General features: G+C 58.3%; 21 protein-coding genes and 1 other RNA gene. 15 read left to right on the top strand and 7 right to left on the bottom strand.

Annotated features, from left to right (window positions below; genetic code table 11):
* Positions 1-6: 6 nt before the first annotated feature.
* Positions 7-1326, bottom strand: coding sequence for a Xaa-Pro aminopeptidase (gene pepP / locus ACO06L_RS11405; protein WP_202348173.1), 1320 nt, complete (start codon positions 1324-1326; stop codon positions 7-9).
* A 26-nt stretch (positions 1327-1352) separates the two neighbouring features.
* A complete protein-coding gene (locus ACO06L_RS11410) occupies positions 1353-1952 on the bottom strand; it encodes a UPF0149 family protein (protein WP_202348172.1) in 600 nt (199 codons plus the stop codon).
* A gap of 137 nt (positions 1953-2089) precedes the next feature.
* Here ACO06L_RS11410 and ACO06L_RS11415 point away from each other — a divergent pair, with 137 nt between their 5' ends.
* Positions 2090-2668 (top strand): ZrgA family zinc uptake protein, encoded by a 579-nt coding sequence (locus tag ACO06L_RS11415; protein WP_202348171.1) that lies wholly within the window; start codon positions 2090-2092, stop codon positions 2666-2668.
* A 13-nt stretch (positions 2669-2681) separates the two neighbouring features.
* On the opposite strand, the gene ACO06L_RS11420 is transcribed toward ACO06L_RS11415, so the two are convergent.
* On the bottom strand, positions 2682-3203 hold the full coding sequence (locus tag ACO06L_RS11420) for a DUF3299 domain-containing protein (RefSeq protein WP_202348170.1): 522 nt from the start codon (positions 3201-3203) through the stop codon (positions 2682-2684).
* Between the two features lie 67 nt (positions 3204-3270).
* On the opposite strand from ACO06L_RS11420, the gene ACO06L_RS11425 reads away from it, so the two are divergent.
* From ACO06L_RS11425 to ACO06L_RS11450, 6 genes are all read left to right on the top strand, one after another.
* Positions 3271-3987 (top strand): ABC transporter ATP-binding protein, encoded by a 717-nt coding sequence (locus ACO06L_RS11425; protein ID WP_202348169.1) that lies wholly within the window; start codon positions 3271-3273, stop codon positions 3985-3987.
* Positions 3984-5258, top strand: coding sequence for an ABC transporter permease (locus tag ACO06L_RS11430; RefSeq protein ID WP_202348168.1), 1275 nt, complete (start codon positions 3984-3986; stop codon positions 5256-5258). Before ACO06L_RS11425 ends, ACO06L_RS11430 begins: the two co-directional genes overlap by 4 nt.
* A 103-nt stretch (positions 5259-5361) precedes the next feature.
* Positions 5362-5568, top strand: a complete 207-nt coding sequence (locus tag ACO06L_RS11435) for a TIGR02449 family protein (protein WP_008170964.1) — start codon at positions 5362-5364, stop codon at positions 5566-5568.
* Positions 5568-5864, top strand: coding sequence for a cell division protein ZapA (locus ACO06L_RS11440; protein ID WP_064229897.1), 297 nt, complete (start codon positions 5568-5570; stop codon positions 5862-5864). The genes ACO06L_RS11435 and ACO06L_RS11440 overlap by 1 nt, the downstream gene beginning before the upstream one ends.
* 62 nt (positions 5865-5926) lie before the next feature.
* A non-coding RNA gene (gene ssrS / locus ACO06L_RS11445) (6S RNA) lies at positions 5927-6108 on the top strand.
* A 4-nt stretch (positions 6109-6112) separates the two neighbouring features.
* A complete protein-coding gene (locus ACO06L_RS11450) occupies positions 6113-6748 on the top strand; it encodes a 5-formyltetrahydrofolate cyclo-ligase (protein ID WP_202348167.1) in 636 nt (211 codons plus the stop codon).
* On the opposite strand, the gene ACO06L_RS11455 is transcribed toward ACO06L_RS11450, so the two are convergent.
* Positions 6730-6891, bottom strand: a complete 162-nt coding sequence (locus ACO06L_RS11455) for a hypothetical protein (protein WP_202348166.1) — start codon at positions 6889-6891, stop codon at positions 6730-6732. The genes ACO06L_RS11450 and ACO06L_RS11455 overlap by 19 nt on opposite strands.
* 274 nt (positions 6892-7165) lie before the next feature.
* Complete coding sequence (gene ilvA, locus ACO06L_RS11460) at positions 7166-8701, bottom strand: threonine ammonia-lyase, biosynthetic (protein WP_064229895.1); 1536 nt, start codon at positions 8699-8701, stop codon at positions 7166-7168.
* A 150-nt stretch (positions 8702-8851) separates the two neighbouring features.
* Between ilvA and rpiA the strand changes: the two genes are divergently transcribed.
* The 3 genes from rpiA to ppa all read left to right on the top strand — a co-directional run bounded on the left by rpiA (position 8852) and on the right by ppa (position 11856).
* Complete coding sequence (gene rpiA / locus ACO06L_RS11465; RefSeq protein WP_202348165.1) at positions 8852-9532, top strand: ribose-5-phosphate isomerase RpiA; 681 nt, start codon at positions 8852-8854, stop codon at positions 9530-9532.
* Between the two features lie 147 nt (positions 9533-9679).
* The gene (locus ACO06L_RS11470) at positions 9680-10819 is read left to right on the top strand and encodes an acyl-CoA dehydrogenase family protein (protein WP_202348164.1); all 1140 of its coding nucleotides are present in this window, start codon (positions 9680-9682) and stop codon (positions 10817-10819) included.
* A 509-nt stretch (positions 10820-11328) separates the two neighbouring features.
* Complete coding sequence (gene ppa / locus ACO06L_RS11475) at positions 11329-11856, top strand: inorganic diphosphatase (protein WP_008170949.1); 528 nt, start codon at positions 11329-11331, stop codon at positions 11854-11856.
* 82 nt (positions 11857-11938) lie between these two features.
* On the opposite strand, the gene ACO06L_RS11480 is transcribed toward ppa, so the two are convergent.
* The gene (locus ACO06L_RS11480; RefSeq protein ID WP_064229891.1) at positions 11939-12991 is read right to left on the bottom strand and encodes a DUF2333 family protein; all 1053 of its coding nucleotides are present in this window, start codon (positions 12989-12991) and stop codon (positions 11939-11941) included.
* A 7-nt stretch (positions 12992-12998) separates the two neighbouring features.
* A complete protein-coding gene (locus ACO06L_RS11485; protein ID WP_202348163.1) occupies positions 12999-14999 on the bottom strand; it encodes a bifunctional diguanylate cyclase/phosphodiesterase in 2001 nt (666 codons plus the stop codon).
* Positions 15000-15197: 198 nt separating this feature from the next.
* Here ACO06L_RS11485 and ACO06L_RS11490 point away from each other — a divergent pair, with 198 nt between their 5' ends.
* From ACO06L_RS11490 to prmA, 5 genes are all read left to right on the top strand, one after another.
* Positions 15198-16811 carry a diguanylate cyclase gene (locus tag ACO06L_RS11490; RefSeq protein ID WP_202348162.1) on the top strand — a complete coding sequence of 538 codons (1614 nt, stop codon included), beginning with the start codon at positions 15198-15200 and terminating at the stop codon, positions 16809-16811.
* A gap of 315 nt (positions 16812-17126) precedes the next feature.
* Positions 17127-17567, top strand: a complete 441-nt coding sequence (aroQ, locus tag ACO06L_RS11495) for a type II 3-dehydroquinate dehydratase (protein ID WP_064229888.1) — start codon at positions 17127-17129, stop codon at positions 17565-17567.
* A gap of 27 nt (positions 17568-17594) precedes the next feature.
* Positions 17595-18053, top strand: coding sequence for an acetyl-CoA carboxylase biotin carboxyl carrier protein (gene accB / locus ACO06L_RS11500; RefSeq protein ID WP_064229887.1), 459 nt, complete (start codon positions 17595-17597; stop codon positions 18051-18053).
* Positions 18054-18071: 18 nt separating this feature from the next.
* A complete protein-coding gene (accC, locus tag ACO06L_RS11505; protein ID WP_064229886.1) occupies positions 18072-19418 on the top strand; it encodes an acetyl-CoA carboxylase biotin carboxylase subunit in 1347 nt (448 codons plus the stop codon).
* A 2-nt stretch (positions 19419-19420) separates the two neighbouring features.
* On the top strand, positions 19421-20317 hold the full coding sequence (prmA, locus tag ACO06L_RS11510) for a 50S ribosomal protein L11 methyltransferase (protein WP_202348161.1): 897 nt from the start codon (positions 19421-19423) through the stop codon (positions 20315-20317).
* Positions 20318-20323 lie beyond the last annotated feature (6 nt).

The following is a 20323-nucleotide window of genomic DNA, read 5'->3' on the forward strand; positions in this document are numbered from 1 at the left end:
AGGGTGTCAGTCCGCCATCAGGGCTTCGATTTCGGCAATGGTTTTCGGTACCGCTTCGGTCAGCACACGGCAGCCGTCTTTGGTCACCACCACGTCGTCTTCGATGCGAATGCCGATGCCACGCCACTTCTCATCTACGTCGGTATTATCCGGCGCAATGTACAGCCCCGGTTCAACCGTCAGGGCCATTCCGGGTTCCAGCTGGCGCCAGGCATCACCGATCTTGTAATCGCCCACATCGTGCACATCCAGCCCCAGCCAGTGCCCGGTGCGATGCATGAAGAAGGGTTTGTAGGCTTCGTTGGCAATGGCGTCTTCCAGGGTGCCGGACAACAGCCCCAGATCAATCAACCCCTGGGTCAGCACCTCCAGCGCCGCCTCATGGGGCCGGTTCCAGTGATTTTCCGGCGACACAGCCTCAATGGCCTGGTATTGCGCTGCCAGCACCACCTCGTACAGGGCCCGCTGCTCATTGCTGAACTTTCCGCTGACCGGGAAGGTGCGGGTAATGTCAGAGGCGTAGCACTGGTATTCACAGCCGGCATCGATCAGTACCAGATCGCCGTCTTTCAGCGGTGCACTGTTCTCGATGTAATGCAGGATGCAGCCATTAGCGCCCCCACCCACAATCGAAGGATAAGCCGTTGAGCGGGCGCCATGCTCCATGAAGGTGTGGATCAGTTCGGCCTCAAGGTTGTACTCGAAGCCGCCCTTGCGGGCCCGCTTCATGGCCCGACAATGGGCTTCGGCGCTGATCTGGCCGGCTTTGGCCATGATCTTGATCTCATTGGCGCTCTTGTACAGCCGCAGGTCATGAAGCAGGTGCTCCAGGGCCACGAATTCGCCCGGCGGGTGAGCGCCACTGCGAACCTTGCTGCGAATCATCTTCACCCAGTCCATGACCCGGGCGTCAAAATGATCGTCCTTGCCCAGGGGATAGTAGACCCGGCTGCGACCTTCAATCATGCCCGGGAGGATGTCGTCGATGTCTGCAATCGGAAACGCATCGTCCAGGCCATACCGTTCGATGGCGCCTTCCGGGCCAACCAGGAAACCGTCCCAGAGTTCCTTCTGCGGATTACGCTCCTTGCAGAACAGAACCGATTCTCCGTGCTCACGCCCCGGAATCAGGGCCAGCACAGCCTCCGGCTCACCAAAACCGGACAGGTAATGAAAATCACTGTCCTGGCGAAACGGGTGCAACACATCCCGATTACGGACACGCTCCGGGGCGGCCGGAATGATCGCGATGCTGTCTGGCGCCATACGCTCCATCAGCTTGCGACGGCGCTCGGCAAACTCCTTTACGGGAATCATGGAGTTCATAGTCTCTCCTGCAATCAGGACCCGGCTCAGTGCAGGGTCGGCGAATCAGACTTCGGCGGTTCGGGGGCATTGAATTCGGTAAACACGGCGAGCGCCCCCAGCCGGATGTATTCGGTAATCTCCAGCAACTGCTGCTCGCTCTCGTCGTCCGCTTCTTCCTCTTCGGACAACTGACTGATAGCCACCATATCCTCGATCAGCTCCCGGATCTCGTCTGGCGCCTGGCCAAGGGACTCGCCGGCCGACAATGCCATACCCTCGAGAAATCCGCGAACCCAGGAAACCAGGGCCTCCAGCCGCTGCTCGATGGCGTAGTCATCATCCGGCAATAAAGGGTGGAAACTCATGTCGGCCGATTTCAAGAGCTCCAGGGTCTGCTCATAGGCCTTGTTCATAAAAGGAGCGAGATCGTCAGACTCCTCGGCCGCATCTTCAGCCAGACCCATGTGCTCACACACCATTGCCAGCCACTCCGGTTCTTCAATACGGGATCCGGCCGCCAGGCGGCCACAGAGCGCGCCGTGCAATTCGGATGGGTGGCTGAATGCCTTGTGAGCAGTAAAAACGTTGGCCCAGCGCTCAAATTCTGCTGCGCGGGCAGCACCGGAAGTGTCGGTTTCTGACATGAAACAGGCGGATCCTGTGTTGGTGAATTAAAGGTCTACTTTAGCATTCAGGCGATGCCAAGGCACTGCCTGTTGATTTTTATCCGGGGAGAGAACAATATGTTATAACGTAACACTAGAGACCGCGAGACATTGCCATGACTTCTTCAAAGGTAACCAGCGCCATCCTGGCCGCGACCATTCTGACTGCCGGCTCCACGTTCGCCAGCGACAACCCCGGCGCTCACCAGCACGGTCACGCCGAACTGCAACTTGCCATCGATGGCAACCAGATTGATCTGATTTTCACATCACCAGCCTACAACCTGCTGGGTTTCGAACACCGTGCCCGGACCGAGAAACAGAAAGCGCTGGTCACGGAAACCACCAACTGGCTCGGTGAGACCCCCCTGGTGGACACCGCCGAGGCTGGCTGCGAAGTCATGAATGCGGTGGTGCACCATCAGGCGGGCGGTGACGATCACGGACACGACCATGGTCACGCCCATGACCACGAGGACAAGCATGAGGACGAGAAAAGCTCCACCCACTCGGATTTCGAAGTTACCCAGACCCTGAACTGCTCCGGGCTGGATGCTTCCGAGGAACTCTCTACACCTCTCACAGCGCGCTTTCCCGAGATTGAACACCTGAATGTCGAGTGGGTCTGGTCAGGGGGCCAGGGTTCAGGCCGCCTGGAGCGCGGCGAGACCAGCTTCAGGCCAGGCACCCAATAATGGGGCTCGCCAGCTATTCCTCGTAGGGCTCAACCTCGGTTGCGACCATAGAGTACGAAGAGGTGCCAATGTCGTTCTCGGTACGGTCGATCACCAGCTTGCCTTCGATCCAGACCGGATCGTACAGGGCCTCAAGCGTGAAACCTTCCTTGTACTTGACGTGAATGATCTGATTCGGGGGAGGTGGCGGCACATGAATACAGGCGCCGTAGTAGGGCACCAGGAAAAACTCCAGTATGCGCATATCCTCGGTCGTCTTCAGGGGCACCACGAAGCCGGGGATGCGCCCTTCCACATCGCCCATCTCCGGCACAACCCGACCGGTCATGATCTCGTCCGGCAACAGCGGCGGGCCATCGCCCTCATGCTCAATCTCTGGCATATTCTCCAGCAGCGCCAGATCCTCGGCCGGCATCAGTTCAAGCCAGTCAATCTCCCGGGTTTCGGCTTGGCCAAATGCCGGGAGCAAGAGCACCAGGACAAGCGCGGCAAGAGAGGGCAGCGCAAAGCGCAAACGCGCCGGGGCAAACATCATTGGACCACATACTCCTGATAGTGAAATTCGCAAACCGCCATCATACACCGGGCAGACAGCAACCAACATGACCAGCAAGACAGACTCAACCAGAAACAGTTCCCGGAGCACGGAAACCGCCATCGAAGTCAGCGGGCTTGGTTTTTCCTGGGACCCGGTACAGGCGCCCCTCAGTTTTCCGGATATCGCTCTGAAACGTGGTGACCATCTGTTCCTGCACGGCCCCAGCGGCAGCGGCAAAAGCACACTACTCAGCCTTCTGGCAGGCATGCTTCGCCCGGACACTGGCTCTGTACGGATATTGGATACCGACATCCATCAATTGGGCGCCGGCGCCCGGGACCAGTTCCGGGCCGACCACATGGGTGTTATCTTCCAGCAGTTCAATCTGGTGCCCTACCTGAGCACCCGGGCCAACGTCACCCTGCCCTGCGGGCTTTCTGAGCTGCGCAAAAAGCGAACTGAACCTACAGTCGCAGACGAAGCTGAGAGATTACTTGCCGCCCTGTCGATTCCCGAAGATCACTGGCAGCGGAAAGTCACCAGGCTGAGTATTGGCCAGCAACAGCGGATCGCCGCTGCCCGGGCCCTGATTGGCGCCCCGGGCCTGATTCTCGCGGACGAACCCACATCGGCACTGGATGCTGACAACCGTGACCGGTTTCTGGAACTCCTCCTGAATCTTGCCCACCGGCATAACACCTCGGTGCTGTTTGTCAGTCACGACCAGTCCCTGGCCCGCCATTTTGGGAATCAGCTGGAACTGCGGGGTGACCGGACATGAAAGCACGCCTTGCTCTGACGCTCGCAATGGCCAGCCTGTGGCACCGGAAAAAGGTACTGGCCCTGGTCTGCCTGACGCTCACTCTGAGCGTTTCTCTATTGCTGGGCATCCAGTACCTCCGTACCGAGGTCAAACAGTCCTTCACCAGTACCATCAGCGGTACCGATCTGATCGTCGGTGCCCGCAGTGGCCAGCTGAACCTGCTGCTGTACACCGTGTTTCACATTGGCGATGCCACCAACAACATTCGCTGGTCGACCTACCAGAGCCTGAAAGAGGATACTCGCCTCGAGTGGCTGATTCCGATTTCCCTGGGAGACAGCTACCGGGGCAATCGCGTGGTCGCTACCGACGAGAACTTTTTGAAGCACTTTCGTTACGGCCGCGACCTGCCGCTCGAACTGGCAGAAGGCCAGTGGTTTGAAGGGGTCTTTGATGTTGTGTTGGGCGCTGGCGTGGCACGGTCGCTGGCGCATCAGGTGGGCGAAGAAATTGTTCTGTCCCATGGCGGTGGGCGAACCAGCTTCTCCAACCATGAAGACACGCCGTTTACCGTTACCGGCATACTGGCACCCACCGGGACGCCGGTGGACCAGGCAGTGTATATCGGCCTGGACGGCATGGAGGCCATGCATGTGGGCTGGGAGTCCGGGGTCGCAATACCGGGCCGAACGCTCACCCGGGAACAGGCGGAAGACCGTGATTTCACACCCGATGCCATTACCGCCGCGTTTGTCGGCATCGAAAGACAGGTGCTGACTTTCCGGATACAGCGGGAAATCAACCAGTTTTCCGATGAACCGCTATCAGCCATCCTTCCCGGAGTTGCCCTGAGCGAACTCTGGCGACTGATGGGCCAGTTTGAGAGGGCGCTGCTGGGCATTACCGGTTTTGTTGTGATTACCAGTCTTATAGGGCTGATTGCCGTTCTTCTGACCCTGCAGGCCCAGCGAGCCCATGAAATTGCCGTACTGCGGGCAACCGGTGCCTCTCCGGCACTGATCGCCTCGCTGTATATCCTTGAGTGCGTGGCCCTTGCCCTGGCGGCCTGTGTGCTGGCGCTGGTCATTGGCATGGCCGGCCTCTCATTGGCCAGCCCCTGGCTATTGGCCAACTATGGCCTGCAGATCGCGCTTCGCCCCCTGACTGCAACCGAGTGGGCGCTACTGGCCGCAGTTCCTGTGGCCGCCTTTATAGTGGCTTTGATACCGGCTTTCGGCACTTGGCGCCAAAGTCGCCGACTGGGATTTGGCGAGGCCGCCGATCAGTGATGCGCATCACGCAGGGAACGCAATGACAAGCCTGTAAATTGACCGACTTAGCGTCCACACTTATAGTTAGTTGCAATTACCTCAAACCACTGCTGGGCACGTCATGGAACAGTCCGAAGTACAGGCATTAGCGGACAAGCTGGACAGGCTGATTGAACGCTGTCAGAAACTTGAGCGGGACAACGCCACATTGCGGGAACTGCAGGACGACTGGAACCGGGAACGGGCCCAGCTAGTGCAGAAAAACGATCACGCGAAGCACAAGATCGAAGCCATGATCAGCCGCCTTCGGGCCCTGGAGCATCACTGATGGCACAGCAATCCACCACGGTTGAGGTAAAAATCCTCGACAAGGAATATCTGGTCGCCTGTCCCGAAGAAGAGCAGGAAGCGTTGCTGCGGGCTGCCCGTCACCTGGACAGCAAAATGCGCGAAATCCGCGCCAGCGGCAAGGTTTTCGGCACAGAACGCATTGCCGTTATGGCGGCCCTGAACATCACTCACGAACTGCTCGAGCGCGACACCATGTCAGATGCCACCAGCACTCTGCTGCGTGCCATGGACAACAAACTGGACGGTGCCCTGGGCGATGGCTCCGGCCGATAATTCCGCAGAGAATCTGAGACAGGTGTTGCAATCGGCCCCGACACTGCCCGTATAATGGACTTAACTTCCTGGGCTGTTCGGGATAGTCGGATACGTCCTCGAGCCGATGCGCATTACCCAGGTGGCTACTTCAGGGCATTGTGAGCACGTCCCCGACAGGGGAAAGCCTAATATGTCACAGCGGCCACCGACCTTGAACTTTGGGTTCAAGGGCAACATCCGATAACGGCAGCCCGGGAAGCTTTATTTTGAGCCAGTTTATCGAGCCTCAACCGTTCCAGTCCCATCCGGATACCCTCTCACGCAGTGAACTTCGCAAACGCCTGCGGCAACATCGGCGCGAACTGAATTTTGAGCAACAACAACAGGCTGCCGAGTACCTCGCCCTGAACCTGCTCAAGAATCCGGACCTGCACCGAGCGCGGCACATTGCCATCTATCTGCCCAACGACGGTGAAATTGACCCCCATGTCTATCTCGACATCGCACGTCGCAAGGGCATCCGCTTCTATCTGCCGGTACTGCATCCAATTCATGAAGGCAGATTGGTTTTCAGCCCCTACTACGACGGCGTAGAACTCACCGCCAACCGGTTTGGCATCCCCGAGCCAGCGTTCAGCAAAGGCCTGCGCCGCCCGGCCTGGGCACTGGATGCGGTACTGTTTCCGTTAGTGGGTTTTGACGAACAAGGCGGAAGACTGGGAATGGGAGGCGGGTTCTACGACAGGACCTTTGCTTTCAGCCGGATACGGCCAAGACTGGCCCCGAAGCTGATTGGCCTGGCCCATGATTTCCAGAAGGTTAAGAAGCTGCCAATTGAGCCTTGGGATGTGCCCCTGCACAGCGTGGTAACCGATAAGCGCTGTTACCGGTTCAGCGGCTGATTCATGACCTGAACGGAACCAACCAGATTGGCGGCTCGTGCCTCTTTATCTTCGGAGGCGTGAATGGATGTGAAACCAGTAATCACAAGGCCGATGGCAAAAATCAGCACAATGGCTTTGATGATGTCAGGCTTGCCGCCCATGGCTTCAGTTCCTCAAGATGCAGTTTCAAAAATGTTGGCAAATCAGTGAGCTATTCTTGACTTCAAGAATCAGAGGAAAGATTAACACCTATCCTCATTTTTACAATTTTTGACAGATTAAAATTAGGTAAGCTTTTCGATCGGCGCTCGGCCAGCATCGGGTAGAGGCTTCCAAAACACGCTCCTTGCGGCACATCCATGTGGCGCTTGGGCTCCGCCATCCATGGCTCCGCACAGTTTTGGAAGCCTCTACCCGACCCTGGCCTACTCCGAGTTAACTTGAACGCGCGTTACCCTGACCAAGAAACAGCTGATAAGCCTCGTTGTCCGTCATGTTCTCGTAACGGAAGCCAACCTTATCCAGCATTTTCTCGAAGTCCTGCACTTCGTCGTCCTCCACCTGAGCACCCAAAAGCACCCGGCTGTAGGCCGCACCGTGGTTCCGGTAATGGAACATTGAGATATTCCAGCGGGTACCCAGTGACATCAGGAATTTCAGCAACGCCCCCGGGCGCTCCGGGAACTCGAACTGGAAGACTTTCTCGTTGGTGATGGTCGGCGCGTGACCGCCCACCATGTGGCGAATGTGCTGTTTGGCCAGGTCACTGTCGGTCAGGTCGACCACCGAGTAGCCGCTCTCCCGCAACTCCTGAACCAGGTCCTCGCGGCCGTGACCTCCTGCCGCAATCTGGATACCCACAAAAATCGTGGCATTGGTGGCATCGGCGTAGCGGTAGTTGAACTCGGTGATGCTGCGTTTGTGCAGCGCATTGATAAAGGTCTTGAAGGCACCCGGTTTCTCCGGGATGGTCACCGCCAGGATCGCCTCGCGCTTCTCGCCCACTTCCGTGCGCTCGGAAATGTAGCGCAGGCGGTCGAAGTTCATGTTGGCACCGCTCAGGGTGGCAATCAGGTTTTCGCCCTCTACCTTCTCACGCTCGATGTATTTCTTGATGCCTGCCACGCCCAGGGCACCGGCCGGCTCGGCGATGGAGCGGGTGTCCTCGAAAACATCCTTGATGGCAGCGCAGATTTCGTCAGTGGACACGGTGATCACCTCGTCCACGTGATCCTTGCAGATTTCCCAGGGATACTTGCCGATCTGCTTGACCGCCACGCCGTCGGCAAAGATGCCTACCTCGTCCAGTACCACCCGTTTGCCCGCCTTCATGGCAGCCTGCAGGCAGTTGGAGTCCTCGGGCTCGACACCGATCACCTTGATTTCCGGGCGCAGGTACTTGATGTAGGCGGCCATGCCAGCAATCAGCCCGCCGCCGCCAACACAGATAAAGATCGCGTGGATCGGCTTGCTGAACTGCCACATGATCTCCATGGCCACAGTTCCCTGCCCGGCAATGACATCCGGGTCATCGTAGGGCGGGATGTAGGTATAGCCGTGCTTCTGGATCAGCTCTTGGGCATGGGCTGCGGCTTCGTCGAAAGCGTCGCCTTTCAGAACCACTTTGGCACCATGATCACGGACCGAGCGTACCTTGATCTCGGGCGTGGTCTGGGGCATCACGATCACCGCCTTGATACCCAGGTTCTTGGCTGCCAGCGCCACACCCTGAGCATGATTCCCGGCGGAGGCACAGATCACGCCCTTGGCTTTCTGTTCTTCGGAAAGCTGGGCAATCCGGTTGTATGCGCCACGAATCTTGAAGGAAAACACCGGCTGAAGATCTTCACGCTTGAGCAGAATATTGTTGCCAAAGCGCTTGGACAGACTACGGGCTTCAGTCAGGGGTGTTTCGATGGCCACGTCATAGACGCGCGCATCGAGTATCTTCTTGATGTAGCGTTGCGGCATAACTGTTCCGGCTTCTGGTTGGTTTACGGTCGATGGTCGGCTGAAAAAACCAACAGTGTAGGAAGTTTGCACGGCAGCCGTCTATAAGCAGAGCTCGCTAAAGCGCTATAATGCAGAGAAACCCAACCTGATTTGCATCCGGAGCTTCCAATGAACCAGGACGAACTGAAAAAAGCCGTCGCCAAAGCCGCCATCGACTACATCGCGCCCCGCCTTGATAGCGACAGCATTATCGGCGTTGGCACCGGAAGCACGGCCAACTTTTTCATCGACATGCTCGCCGACCTGAAGACCGACTTTGATGGCGCGGTGGCCAGCTCCGAAGCCACCGCCGAGCGCCTGAAAAGCCACGGCATTCCGGTGTACGACCTCAACAGCGCCGGTGAGCTCGAGTTCTACGTGGATGGCGCCGATGAGGCCAATGAACGCCTGGAACTGATCAAGGGTGGCGGGGCTGCACTGACCCGGGAAAAGATCGTCGCGGCGGTTGCCAAAACCTTCATCTGCATTGCCGATGATTCCAAGATGGTCGGCATTCTTGGCGGCTTCCCGCTGCCGGTGGAAGTCATTCCCATGGCCCGCAGCCATGTTGGCCGGGAAATCGTGAAACTGGGGGGCGACCCGGTTTACCGGGAAGGGGTTGTCACCGACAACGGCAATATCATTATCGACGTCCACAATATGGATATTTCCCAACCGATCCGGATAGAAGAGCAGCTCAACAACATCGTGGGCGTGGTCACCAACGGCCTGTTCGCACGCCGCCGCGCGGATCTTCTGCTGCTGGGAACCAAAGATGGCGTGAAGAGCATCTCGAGCGAAGGCGCCTGACCGCCTCTCTGGCGCTCCTCGACTGTCGAAGCTGGCCTTTCGGGCCAGCTTTTTTATTGCCTGGCGCGCCAACAACCAAGCGCTTGCTTGGTAGCGATATTTGGGCGACACTGCTCTGCATTGATTCCGATCAGAGGGAGCGTCACCGTGTCCGATTACTTCAACGAAACCCACCAGCAGGTCCGCGCGACCGCCCGAAAGTTCATCGAAACCCACGTGCTGCCGCACATCGACGACTGGGAAGAAGCGGGTGAATTTCCCCGGGATCTCTACAAGAAGGCCGGGGATGCGGGTTTATTGGGCATTGGTTTTCCCGAAGCATTGGGCGGCATCGGGGAAGGCGACATTTTCCTCAAAGTGGCTGTCTCCGAAGAGCTGATGCGCTCCACCTCCGGCGGCCTGGTGGCTGGCCTCGGCTCCCTGGATATCGGCCTGCCGCCGGTCGCCAAATGGGCAAAGAAGGAAATCCGGGAACAGATCGTGCCGCCGGTACTGCGTGGCGAAAAGATCGCCGCCCTTGCGGTGACCGAACCCGGCGGTGGTTCCGATGTTGCCAACCTGAAAACCCGGGCAGTCCGGGACGGCGACCATTACATCGTCAACGGCAGCAAAACCTTCATCACCAGCGGCATGCGCGCAGACCACTACACCGTCGCCGTGCGCACCGGTGGCGAGGGCCACGGCGGCATCAGTCTGTTGCTAATCGACCGGGACATGCCCGGTTTCTCCACCGGCAAGAAACTGCGCAAAATGGGCTGGTGGGCCAGCGATACCGCCGAGCTGTTTTTCGAGGACTGCCGCGTGCCGGCTGACCGCCTGATCGGCGCCGAAAATGCCGGCTTCATCGCCATCATGAGCAACTTCCTGTTCGAGCGTCTCAGCCTGGCCATCATGGCCTACATGACCGCCCAACTCGCCTACGAGGCCGCCCTGGACCACACCCAACAACGCAAGGCGTTCGGCCGCAACATTGCCGGTTTCCAGGTGACCCGCCACAAACTGGTGGATATGGCCACCCAGATCGACGTGGCCCGGGAATACACCTACCGCTGCGCCGCCCTGATGCAGGCCGGCAAGAACCCCATCAAGGAAGTGGCCATGGCCAAGAACTTCTCGGTGGATGTCTGCGAAAAAGTCACCCGGGAAGCGGTGCAGCTTTTCGGTGGCATGGGGTATATGCGGGAAACCGTGGTCGAGCGCCTCTATCGGGACGCCAAGATTCTCTCTATTGGCGGCGGCACCACCGAGATCATGAAAGAGCTCATTGCCAAGCAGATCAAGCTTTGAGTCTTGAGTTCTGCGTTAGCCCGCTTGTCCTGACCCAGCCGGCCAGACTTGGGGGCGGGGTCCTGTCAGTAACCTTTCCAAAACACGCTACGAGCACATCCATGTGCGCTTGTTTCGGGCCATCCTTGGCCCTCTACAGTTTTGGAAAGGTTACTGACACGACCCGTTCGAACACTGAGTGATCCGCCTTCTACTGATCTCCCTTATCTATCAGGGATCACCTTTGAGTGTTGCTCAGAGGCTGGGGCGGCTATCTGGCAGGGCTTTCCGAAAACGTGGAGCGCCAGGGATGGCGCGACCGAGCCCTACATGGACGTATTCACGGGCGTTTTTCGGAAAGCCCTGCCAGATAGCCGCTTACACCAAACTTAAAGGCCAAGCGATACCGGCAACCAACCCAAAAACCAACGACCAAGGTTTAGTTTCGAACTGCAGGATACTCCCGTATAATTGCGCCCACTTTTTAACCGCAGTTAAACGTACCTTTAACGTACCAGGAAGGATCGCACATGCAATTCGACAACATCCCCGCAGGCAAGAACCCGCCTGAAGACATCTACGTTGCCATCGAAATCCCGGCCAACAGTTCCCCGGTGAAGTACGAACTGGACAAAGACATGGGCGCCCTGCTGGTAGACCGCTTCATGGCGACCCCCATGTTCTACCCGGCCAACTACGGCTTCATCCCCCACACCCTGGCCGACGACGGTGACCCCCTGGACGTGCTGGTTGTAACCCCCTACCCGATCCAGGCTGGCTCCGTGATTCGCTGCCGCCCGGTGGGTGTCCTGAACATGGAAGACGAAGCCGGTGGCGATGCCAAGCTGGTTGCGGTTCCCCATGACAAGCTGACCACCACCTACCACGACGTCAAGGAAATCGACGATCTGCCCGAGCTGCTGCGCGACCAGATCAAGCATTTCTTCGAGAACTACAAGACCCTTGAGCCAGGCAAGTGGGTGAAGGTGCAAGGCTGGGACAACGCCGACGCCGCCAGGAAAGCCATCGTGGATTCCGTGAACGCCTACAAAGGCTGAGCCGGGCTCTTCTTGGTTTGATGGCATAAAAAAACCGGGCTTCGCGCCCGGTTTTTTGTTTCTGGATAAACCCTGGCTGGCATCAGCCCCGGGACAGCAGATCCCGCATATCACTGATCGCTGAGTTGGCCCGGGAAAGGTAAGCGGCCATGGTCAGTGAATGGTTGGCCAATACGCCAAAGCCACTGCCATTCAAAATGACCGGGCTCCACATTTCACCCTGGGCACCCTCCAGCTCGATGATTACCTGCCGGACACTGGCCATGGCATTCTTGTCCTGGAGCACTTTCCGGAAATCCACTTCAATTGCCCGGAAAATGTGCAGAAGCGCCCAGGCACTTCCGCGAGCCTCGTAAAACACGTCGTCAATTTTGGTCCAGGGCGTTTTCACATCTTCTCCGGTCGCTTCCTCAGCAAGAGGATCACCGGAGTTCATGGTGATCACCGAGTCTGATACCGAGGCCTTGCCAACGCTCTCACCAAGAGTACGGGACAGACTTCCGAGGCGAGTCTCCAGATCCGCCAGCCAGTTGCTCAGGTTATCGGCGCGGGCGAAGAACTGGGCGTCAGCCTGGTCCGGGCTCGACAGCCGATCAAGGTAACGTTTGAGAGCGGTGATGCCCCGACGGTACTCAGCCTCGGTAGACGGAATTGCCCAGCTTTCACTATCAAAGTGGAACTGGGGCTCTGCGATGGTCAAATCTGTATCTTCCGCGGATTGGCTCTGGGACCGGCTGATGTCTTTGCGCATGGCACGAGACAGGTCACGGAGCTGGACCAGCACGCCATATTCCCAGTTGGGCATGTTATCCAGCCACAGTCCAGGCGGGAAAATATCGTTGGAGATGTAGCCACCGGGCTTGTCCAGCAGGGTTTCTGCAATTCTGATCATGGTAACGGTTGTGGCGAATCCGGTAATGGGCTCTCTCTCCATGGAATTGGCAACCGAGCGGGTGTGTTCGCGCACCGAGAAGGTGTCCGGCTCGCTGCTCCAGATCATGCCAAGCACCAACGCCACCAGCAGGTAGACCACAACCAACGCCAGAATCAGTTTACCGATTACACCGCTACCACCAGCATAATCCTGAACATCGTCTTTCTTGTCCTTGAAGTACTGTCTGATTTTGCCTGGCATATGACTTTTAATCCCCTGTCTGTTGGTTGTCAGCGGCAAACGGCCGACCAAGATGGTAACCCATGGCTCCGTCGATACCCAGTTTACAGAGTACCGAGTATTCCGCGGCAGTTTCCACTCCTGTGGCGAACACTTTCACGCCACGGCTGTGTGCGATGGCTACAACGGACTCTATGTAGAAGCGGTTGTCTTCGTGGGTGTCGATATCGTGAATGAAGCTGTTATCGATACGCAGGCCCTGAAACCTCAGATTTCTCAGGTAACTGAATGGCACACCTCCAACGCCAAAGCGGTCGACCAGTACCGGAACACCCAGACGCCCCAGCGCCCTGACCAGCAAGCCCACCGCTATGCGGTGGTGGTGAATGGCCTGTTCTGAGATACCGATCCAGAGATTCCGTGCCAGTGAACCGGCCTGCTGCAGTTGCTCAAGCAAGTCCGTACGGAAGGTCTCGCTGGCGACGGACGCATTGCCGAGCGAGACGGCCAGTGGCTGGTCCGGCAAATCCTTCAAACGATCAAGTACCCGCTGAACCAGCAGGCGATCAATATCGGAAATCAGCCCGAAGCGCTCGGCCATTGGCACAAAGGTGCCTGCCCTCAAAGCGCCTTCGGCGGAATCAATGCGGGAGAAGACCTGATGGTAAACCGGCATGAGCCGGCCTTCGTTGACCATGGGCTGGAGCCACAGCGACAGTGTCTGCTGGCGGATCGCCTGGCTGATAATCACCCGCCAGGTTTCAAGATTGTGATGGCCATCCTTCTCGGGATCGGCCAGGTGACAGCCCGCGCCGTTGCCGCTCTGGGCGGTCCGCAGCGCCTCATCCGCAGCCGCCATGAGATCGCGGGCACCACGGCCTTCCAGCGTTCGGGCCATCCCGGCATGTACGGCAGTATCCATGGGTGAGGCAAGATCCGAATACACTCCGTCGAGGTCATTCACCAGTTGCCGACACCAGACTCCGGCGTCTGCCGGCATCACGCCGGGAAGGAAAACGGCAAACTCGGCACCGGTCCTGCGCCCGGCAAAGGACCCGGAATGCTGCATGACGAAATCGGCAATCACCGTCGCTATCCGCAGCAGCAGCCGGTCCGCTTCGCTCCGGCCATAAGCCTGGTTATAACCGGAAAAATCCGCCAGCTGAATCAGCATGAGAATCCCGGGCGCGGCCTTTTCCTCGGATTCCACTTCCACTTTCAGACGCTGGTCGAAGGCACTCCGGCTGGCCAGCCCGGTGACCGAATCCTCGTTATTGACCCGCCGCAGGTGCTGAATGAGTTTGGCCTGCCCCTCGAAAAGCTGGCCCAAATCATCCGCCATCTGGTTCATGGCGTCGGTCACCTGGTTGATTTCACGGGTCGACTTGATGGAAACCCGCTTCCTGAAATCCCTCTGGCCGAGTGCCTTTGCCTGATCCTCAAGGGCGTGCAGCGGGCGCAGGGTGCGACGAAGCAGGAGGAAAACTGCAAATAGCCCGATACCCCCGATGACAGCCGTACTGGCAGTCAGACCGATGGTGATTCGCCACAGATCTTCGTACGCTCGACCGGGGTGGCTGATTACCTGAACAGTGCCTAGGCGGCTCCAGCCGCGGACCACTTCTGCCTCGGCTACCGGCAGGGGAAGATCCGCAAAAGAACGGAACCAGGAGGGTACAGCCACCTCACTGAGAGTCATGGCTCGCCCTGCAACCTGGTCGCCCTGATGATTCAGGTAGCTGACTGAGAGGTATCGCCCACTGTCGAACACCGCGTCAATCAGTGAGGCCGAGGCAACCGGGTCACGGCCGTCAATGGCGTTGGAAAGGGACAAACCTATGGCCGTTGCCCCGTCACGGGCATGACCGGCCAACTGGTCCGAGACATAATCCCGGAAATACCCGTAGCTGGTAATGAAAACCGCCCCCAGCAGGGTTACGAGCAAACTTCCAGTCAACACCAGAAGCATCGTTCGCAGGGTTACCACGCCCTGCTGCTTGCGCTTTATGGGGATTTGCTTCCGTGCCATGGGGAGCTTCTCCGGATTGGCTGTGAGCCAGCCGGCCAGGTGATTGTGACCTGCACCGCAGAGTTGACAAACATTTACATAGCGCAACCTACGCCGACAACATTAAACACTATAGACTCTGCAAAAGGACTAAGGTTGAAAAATCGTCCGCACCGGGGAAGGACGACCAATAACGAAAAAGAGACAGGCCCGAGCAACATGAACGACGAAAGCCAGAAAGAAAAACTCAGGCAGCATTTCGCACGCCGTGTAACAACCCAGGCCCGGGTTGTTCTCGACACCTGGCAGAAAATTCACGAAGACCGGGACAAGGCCGCTGCCCACCGCAACGAGTTTGCTGCCGCCGCCGATAAGCTGGTGCGTTACGCCCAGCGGTTCGAAATGGACAGCCACGCCAGGGCCGGGCAGACCACGCTGGAACTGATCAAACAGTGGGAACCGGGTTCAGCACTGGACGATACCCTTGAGCGACAGCTGCAGGATGCCATCGAGACTCTATCCCAGAGCACCCTGCGCAGGACCGACCTCAACAGTTCCGAGTCGCCCCACCAGTTCCGCCGCACCCCGGTCTACATCGCTCTGGCCAACCAGGAAATGGCAAGCCGCCTGATCCGGCAACTGGAGTTTTTCGGCTTCCGGGCCTCGGCCTTTGCCAACGCCGATGAACTCACCGAAGCCTGCGCTCTCCATAAACCCGAAACCATCCTGGTGGACGTCAATTTTGGCGGTTCGGCCAACGCCGGCATTACCACCATCGAGCACCTGCAGGAACGCCACGACACGCCCATCCCCATTATCTTCATGAGCGACGAGGACGGCTCCATCGAAACCCGACTGCAGGCCTCACGTTGTGGCGGGGAAGAGTTCTTCTATCCTGCCGTCGACCCCGGCCAACTGATCGAAAAGATCGAAACCTACACCCACGGCAACACCGTGGAGCCCTACAAGGTTCTGGTTCTGGACGACTCCCGGGCCCAGGCCAAGTACATGGAAACGGTGTTGAAAAAGGCAGGCATGACTGCCCACATCATCACCGACCCGATGCAGATTATCCACGCCCTGGAGGAGTTCTCTCCGGAGATCATCATCCTGGATATGTATATGCCCGGCTGCACCGGCATGGAAATCGCCCGGGTGATCCGCCAGCAGGATCGCTTCCACAGCGTGCCCATTATTTACCTGTCGGCCGAAGAAGACGTCAGCAAACAGCTCCATGCCATGAGCCTCGGGGGCGACGACTTCCTGACCAAACCAATCGACCCGAAACACCTGATAGCCACTATCCACAACCGTGGGCGCCGGGCCCGCTCCCTGCTGGCGCTGATGATCCGTGACAGCCTGACTGGCCTGTTCAATCACACCCATACGCTACACCTGCTGGACCAGGAGATTGTGCGGGCTCGCCAGAAAGACCAGCCGCTGTGCTTTGCAATGATCGACATCGACTACTTCAAGAAGGTGAACGACACCTTTGGCCACCCGATTGGCGACCGTGTATTACGAAGCCTGTCGATGTTCCTCAAGCAGCGCCTGCGCAAGACCGATCACATTGGCCGATACGGCGGAGAGGAATTTGCCATCATCCTGCCCAATACTCGCCCGAGCGATGCCCGGAACGTACTGAACGAAATCCGGGAGCGCTTCTCCGAGCTGCAACAGCCGGCCGGCGACCGGGAATTCAACGTCACCTTCAGTTGCGGCATCGCAGCCTGGAATGACGACACCTCCCAGGCATTGTGCGAACGGGCAGACCGGGCGCTCTACAGTTCCAAGGAAATTGGCCGCAACTGCGTGACTCTGGCGGATTCCTGATGCCGGGCCGTCCCGGCCCGCATCCATCTGCGCAAAACTCTCACGACAATTTTCGGTCGGGCATGGCTCAGTCACTGCCCGGCTGCTACCTTTTATGAAACCAACGTCGTATAGAAGTTCGTTCCGCCGTTCACGACAATGATTGTCATCAGCGGAAAGATCCCGTTTCGATTCATTTGCCGTCTTTTTACGACCAATGGACAACAGGGACGATTGTCAAAAAGTGTTGATCTGAACAAAACAAGCACGCACCATTGGGGGAACATGCCGTTAAGTTCGGCGATCCTGTAAAAAGACACCAAGGCAGACAGCACCATGTCGACAATTCTCGTACTCCATGGACCCAACCTGAACATGCTCGGCACCCGCGAGCCGGAGGTCTATGGCTACGAGACTCTGGCGGATATCGACGACCGGCTGCGTTCACAGGCGGCAGAGCGCGGGCACCATCTGCTCCACCTGCAATCAAACGCCGAATACGAACTGATTGAACGGGTTCACGAGGCCCGGGCGGAAGGCGTGGATTTCATCATCATCAATCCAGCCGCTTTCACCCACACCAGCGTTGCCCTGAGGGATGCCATGCTGGCTTCGGGAATTCCTTTTATTGAAGTGCATCTTTCCAACGTGCATGCACGGGAACCGTTCCGGCATCACTCCTATTTCTCGGATATCGCCGAAGGCGTTATCTGTGGGCTGGGCAGCCAGGGGTACGACCTCGCACTCCAGGCGGCCCTGAAACGCATTCACCGATAGACCTGACAAAACGGGACTGGACTGACTATGGATATTCGTAAAATCAAGAAACTGATCGAGCTGCTCGAGGAATCTGACGTCGAGGAGCTGGAGATTCACGAAGCGGACGATTCGGTGCGTATCTCCCGCCGCCGTGAGCCGGCCGCCGGAACCCAGTACGTGAGTCATTACCCGGCCCCGGCACCCCAGGCCGCTGCGCCTTCCGCCCCGGCTCCGGCTGCGGAAGAATCCTCCGCACCTGCCGCCCCGACCGGCCATACCCTGAAATCCCCGATGGTAGGCACGTTCTATCGCTCCCCATCGCCCACTGCCAAGGCGTTCGTGGAAGTCGGCCAGACCGTCAATGTCGGTGATGTAGTCTGCATCGTGGAAGCCATGAAGATGATGAACCAGATCGAGGCGGACAAAAGCGGAACCATCACGGAGATTCTGGTGGAGAACGGCCAGCCGGTTGAGTTTGACCAGCCCCTGGTCGCCATTTCCTGAACGGGGTAATAGTTACTCATGGCCATGTTAGAGAAAGTACTGATCGCGAACCGGGGTGAAATTGCCCTCCGGATTCTGCGCGCCTGCAAGGAACTGGGCATCAAGACCGTGGCAGTGCACTCCCAGGTCGACCGTGATCTGATGCATGTACGCCTGGCTGACGAGTCGGTCTGTATTGGCCCGAACAGTGCCACCGACAGCTACCTGAATATCCCGACCATTATCAGTGCTGCGGAAGTCACTGATTCCGTCGGTATTCATCCCGGCTACGGCTTTCTTGCCGAAAACGCCGATTTCGCCGAGCAGGTTGAGAAAAGCGGCTTCCGGTTTATCGGACCGAAGGCCGACACCATCCGGCTGATGGGCAACAAGGTGTCGGCCATCAATGCCATGATCAAGGCCGGCGTTCCGACCGTACCGGGATCGGATGGCCCGCTGGATGACGACGAAGAACGGACCTTGCGGATTGCCCGCGAAATCGGCTACCCGGTCATGATCAAGGCCGCTTCCGGCGGTGGTGGTCGCGGGATGCAGGTGGTCCACTCAGAGGCGGCTCTGCTGAAAGGTGTCCAAATCACCCAGAGTGAAGCCAAGAATGCCTTCGGTGACCCGACCGTGTACCTGGAAAAATTCCTGGAAACCCCGCGACACGTGGAAGTCCAGGTTCTTGCTGACATGCACGGCAACTGCATCCACCTGGGCGACCGCGACTGCTCCATGCAGCGCCGGAACCAGAAGGTCATCGAAGAGGCCCCAGCCCCGAACATTAACCCGGAATCCCGGGAGCGCACACTCAAGGCGTGCACCGATGCCTGCAAGGAAATCGGTTATGTGGGCGCCGGCACCTTCGAGTTCCTGTACCAGGACGGCGAGTTCTATTTCATCGAAATGAACACCCGGGTCCAGGTTGAACATCCGGTGTCCGAAATGGTGACCGGCGTGGATATTGTCCGCGAACAACTGCGCATCGCCAGCGGCCTGCCACTGCAGTACACCCAGGATGACATACGCATTTCAGGCCACGCCATGGAATGCCGGATCAACGCGGAAGACCCGAAAACCTTCGTTCCCAGCCCGGGCAAGGTTTCCCATTACCACGCCCCCGGCGGCAATGGCGTCCGCGTCGATTCCCACCTTTACAGCGGTTACACGGTTCCACCCTTCTACGATTCGCTGGTGGCCAAGCTGATCACCTGGGGCGATGACCGCGAGATCGCACGACGGCGCATGAAGAATGCGCTGGACGAACTGGTGGTCGAGGGCATCAAGACCAACCAGCCTCTGCATCGGAAACTGGTACGCGATGGTGGCTTTAAACAGGTAGACTTCACCATCCACTACCTTGAGAAACTGATGCGGGATTAATCATGCCCTGGATACAACTCCAGATCCCGGCTGATCCGGACAATGCGGATCAGCTGGAAGATCTGCTCATGGAGGTGGGCTCTGACGCCGTCTCCATGGAGGATGCCGCCGACCAGCCCCTGTACGAGCCCGACCCGGGCACCACCCCTCTCTGGAGCCAGACTACCGTGACCGGATTATTTGATTCCGGCCGGGATATCGAGCAGCTTTGCGCCGATATCCGGGATGCCTGGCACCAGCAAACCCAGCAGGCGCTTCCCGAAATCGAAGTGACACTGGTTGAGGACAAGGACTGGGAACGGGCGTGGATGGACGATTTCCAGCCCCTGAAATTCGGCGAGCGGCTCTGGATTGTTCCCAGCTGGCATGACGCCCCGGACCCCGATGCCGCGAACCTGATGCTGGACCCCGGCCTGGCCTTCGGCACCGGTACCCATCCCACCACAGCCCTTTGCCTGGAATGGCTCGATGGTCAGGACGCTTACGGCAAGCAGGTCATCGATTATGGCTGCGGCTCGGGCATTCTTGGCCTGGCAGCCCTGCTGCTTGGCGCAGACCATGTTATTGGCGTTGATACTGACCCCCAGGCTCTGGAAGCCAGTCGCGAGAACGCCCGACGCAATGGCGTCGACGACAGCAAGCTGGACCTGTTTCTGCCCGAAGACGAACCCGAGACCAAAGCCGACATCATGCTCGCCAATATCCTGGCCCAGCCCCTGATCGGCCTTGCCCCTCACCTTGCATCCCGGACCAGACCCGGCGGCAACCTGGTGTTGTCCGGCATTTTGTCCAACCAGGCCCGGGAAGTGATGGCCGCTTACGAGCCCTGGTTCGTGATGGACGAGCCCGAACAGCGGGAAGAGTGGATACGCCTCACAGGACGGCGCAACGACAGATGACGAAAC

The organism is Marinobacter sp., assembly GCF_965229985.1.
GTDB lineage: Bacteria > Pseudomonadota > Gammaproteobacteria > Pseudomonadales > Oleiphilaceae > Marinobacter.

Bases quoted from the DNA above. Each gene is read 5' to 3' on its own strand.
- pepP (WP_202348173.1), bottom strand. From the start codon at position 1,326: ATGAACTCCATGATTCCCGTAAAGGAGTTTGCCGAGCGCCGTCGCAAG.
- ACO06L_RS11410 (WP_202348172.1), bottom strand. From the start codon at position 1,952: ATGTCAGAAACCGACACTTCCGGTGCTGCCCGCGCAGCAGAATTTGAG.
- ACO06L_RS11415 (WP_202348171.1), top strand. From the start codon at position 2,090: ATGACTTCTTCAAAGGTAACCAGCGCCATCCTGGCCGCGACCATTCTG.
- ACO06L_RS11420 (WP_202348170.1), bottom strand. From the start codon at position 3,203: ATGATGTTTGCCCCGGCGCGTTTGCGCTTTGCGCTGCCCTCTCTTGCC.
- ACO06L_RS11425 (WP_202348169.1), top strand. From the start codon at position 3,271: ATGACCAGCAAGACAGACTCAACCAGAAACAGTTCCCGGAGCACGGAA.
- ACO06L_RS11430 (WP_202348168.1), top strand. From the start codon at position 3,984: ATGAAAGCACGCCTTGCTCTGACGCTCGCAATGGCCAGCCTGTGGCAC.
- ACO06L_RS11435 (WP_008170964.1), top strand. From the start codon at position 5,362: ATGGAACAGTCCGAAGTACAGGCATTAGCGGACAAGCTGGACAGGCTG.
- ACO06L_RS11440 (WP_064229897.1), top strand. From the start codon at position 5,568: ATGGCACAGCAATCCACCACGGTTGAGGTAAAAATCCTCGACAAGGAA.
- ACO06L_RS11455 (WP_202348166.1), bottom strand. From the start codon at position 6,891: ATGGGCGGCAAGCCTGACATCATCAAAGCCATTGTGCTGATTTTTGCC.
- ilvA (WP_064229895.1), bottom strand. From the start codon at position 8,701: ATGCCGCAACGCTACATCAAGAAGATACTCGATGCGCGCGTCTATGAC.
- rpiA (WP_202348165.1), top strand. From the start codon at position 8,852: ATGAACCAGGACGAACTGAAAAAAGCCGTCGCCAAAGCCGCCATCGAC.
- ppa (WP_008170949.1), top strand. From the start codon at position 11,329: ATGCAATTCGACAACATCCCCGCAGGCAAGAACCCGCCTGAAGACATC.
- ACO06L_RS11480 (WP_064229891.1), bottom strand. From the start codon at position 12,991: ATGCCAGGCAAAATCAGACAGTACTTCAAGGACAAGAAAGACGATGTT.
- ACO06L_RS11485 (WP_202348163.1), bottom strand. From the start codon at position 14,999: ATGGCACGGAAGCAAATCCCCATAAAGCGCAAGCAGCAGGGCGTGGTA.
- ACO06L_RS11490 (WP_202348162.1), top strand. From the start codon at position 15,198: ATGAACGACGAAAGCCAGAAAGAAAAACTCAGGCAGCATTTCGCACGC.
- aroQ (WP_064229888.1), top strand. From the start codon at position 17,127: ATGTCGACAATTCTCGTACTCCATGGACCCAACCTGAACATGCTCGGC.
- accB (WP_064229887.1), top strand. From the start codon at position 17,595: ATGGATATTCGTAAAATCAAGAAACTGATCGAGCTGCTCGAGGAATCT.
- accC (WP_064229886.1), top strand. From the start codon at position 18,072: ATGGCCATGTTAGAGAAAGTACTGATCGCGAACCGGGGTGAAATTGCC.
- prmA (WP_202348161.1), top strand. From the start codon at position 19,421: ATGCCCTGGATACAACTCCAGATCCCGGCTGATCCGGACAATGCGGAT.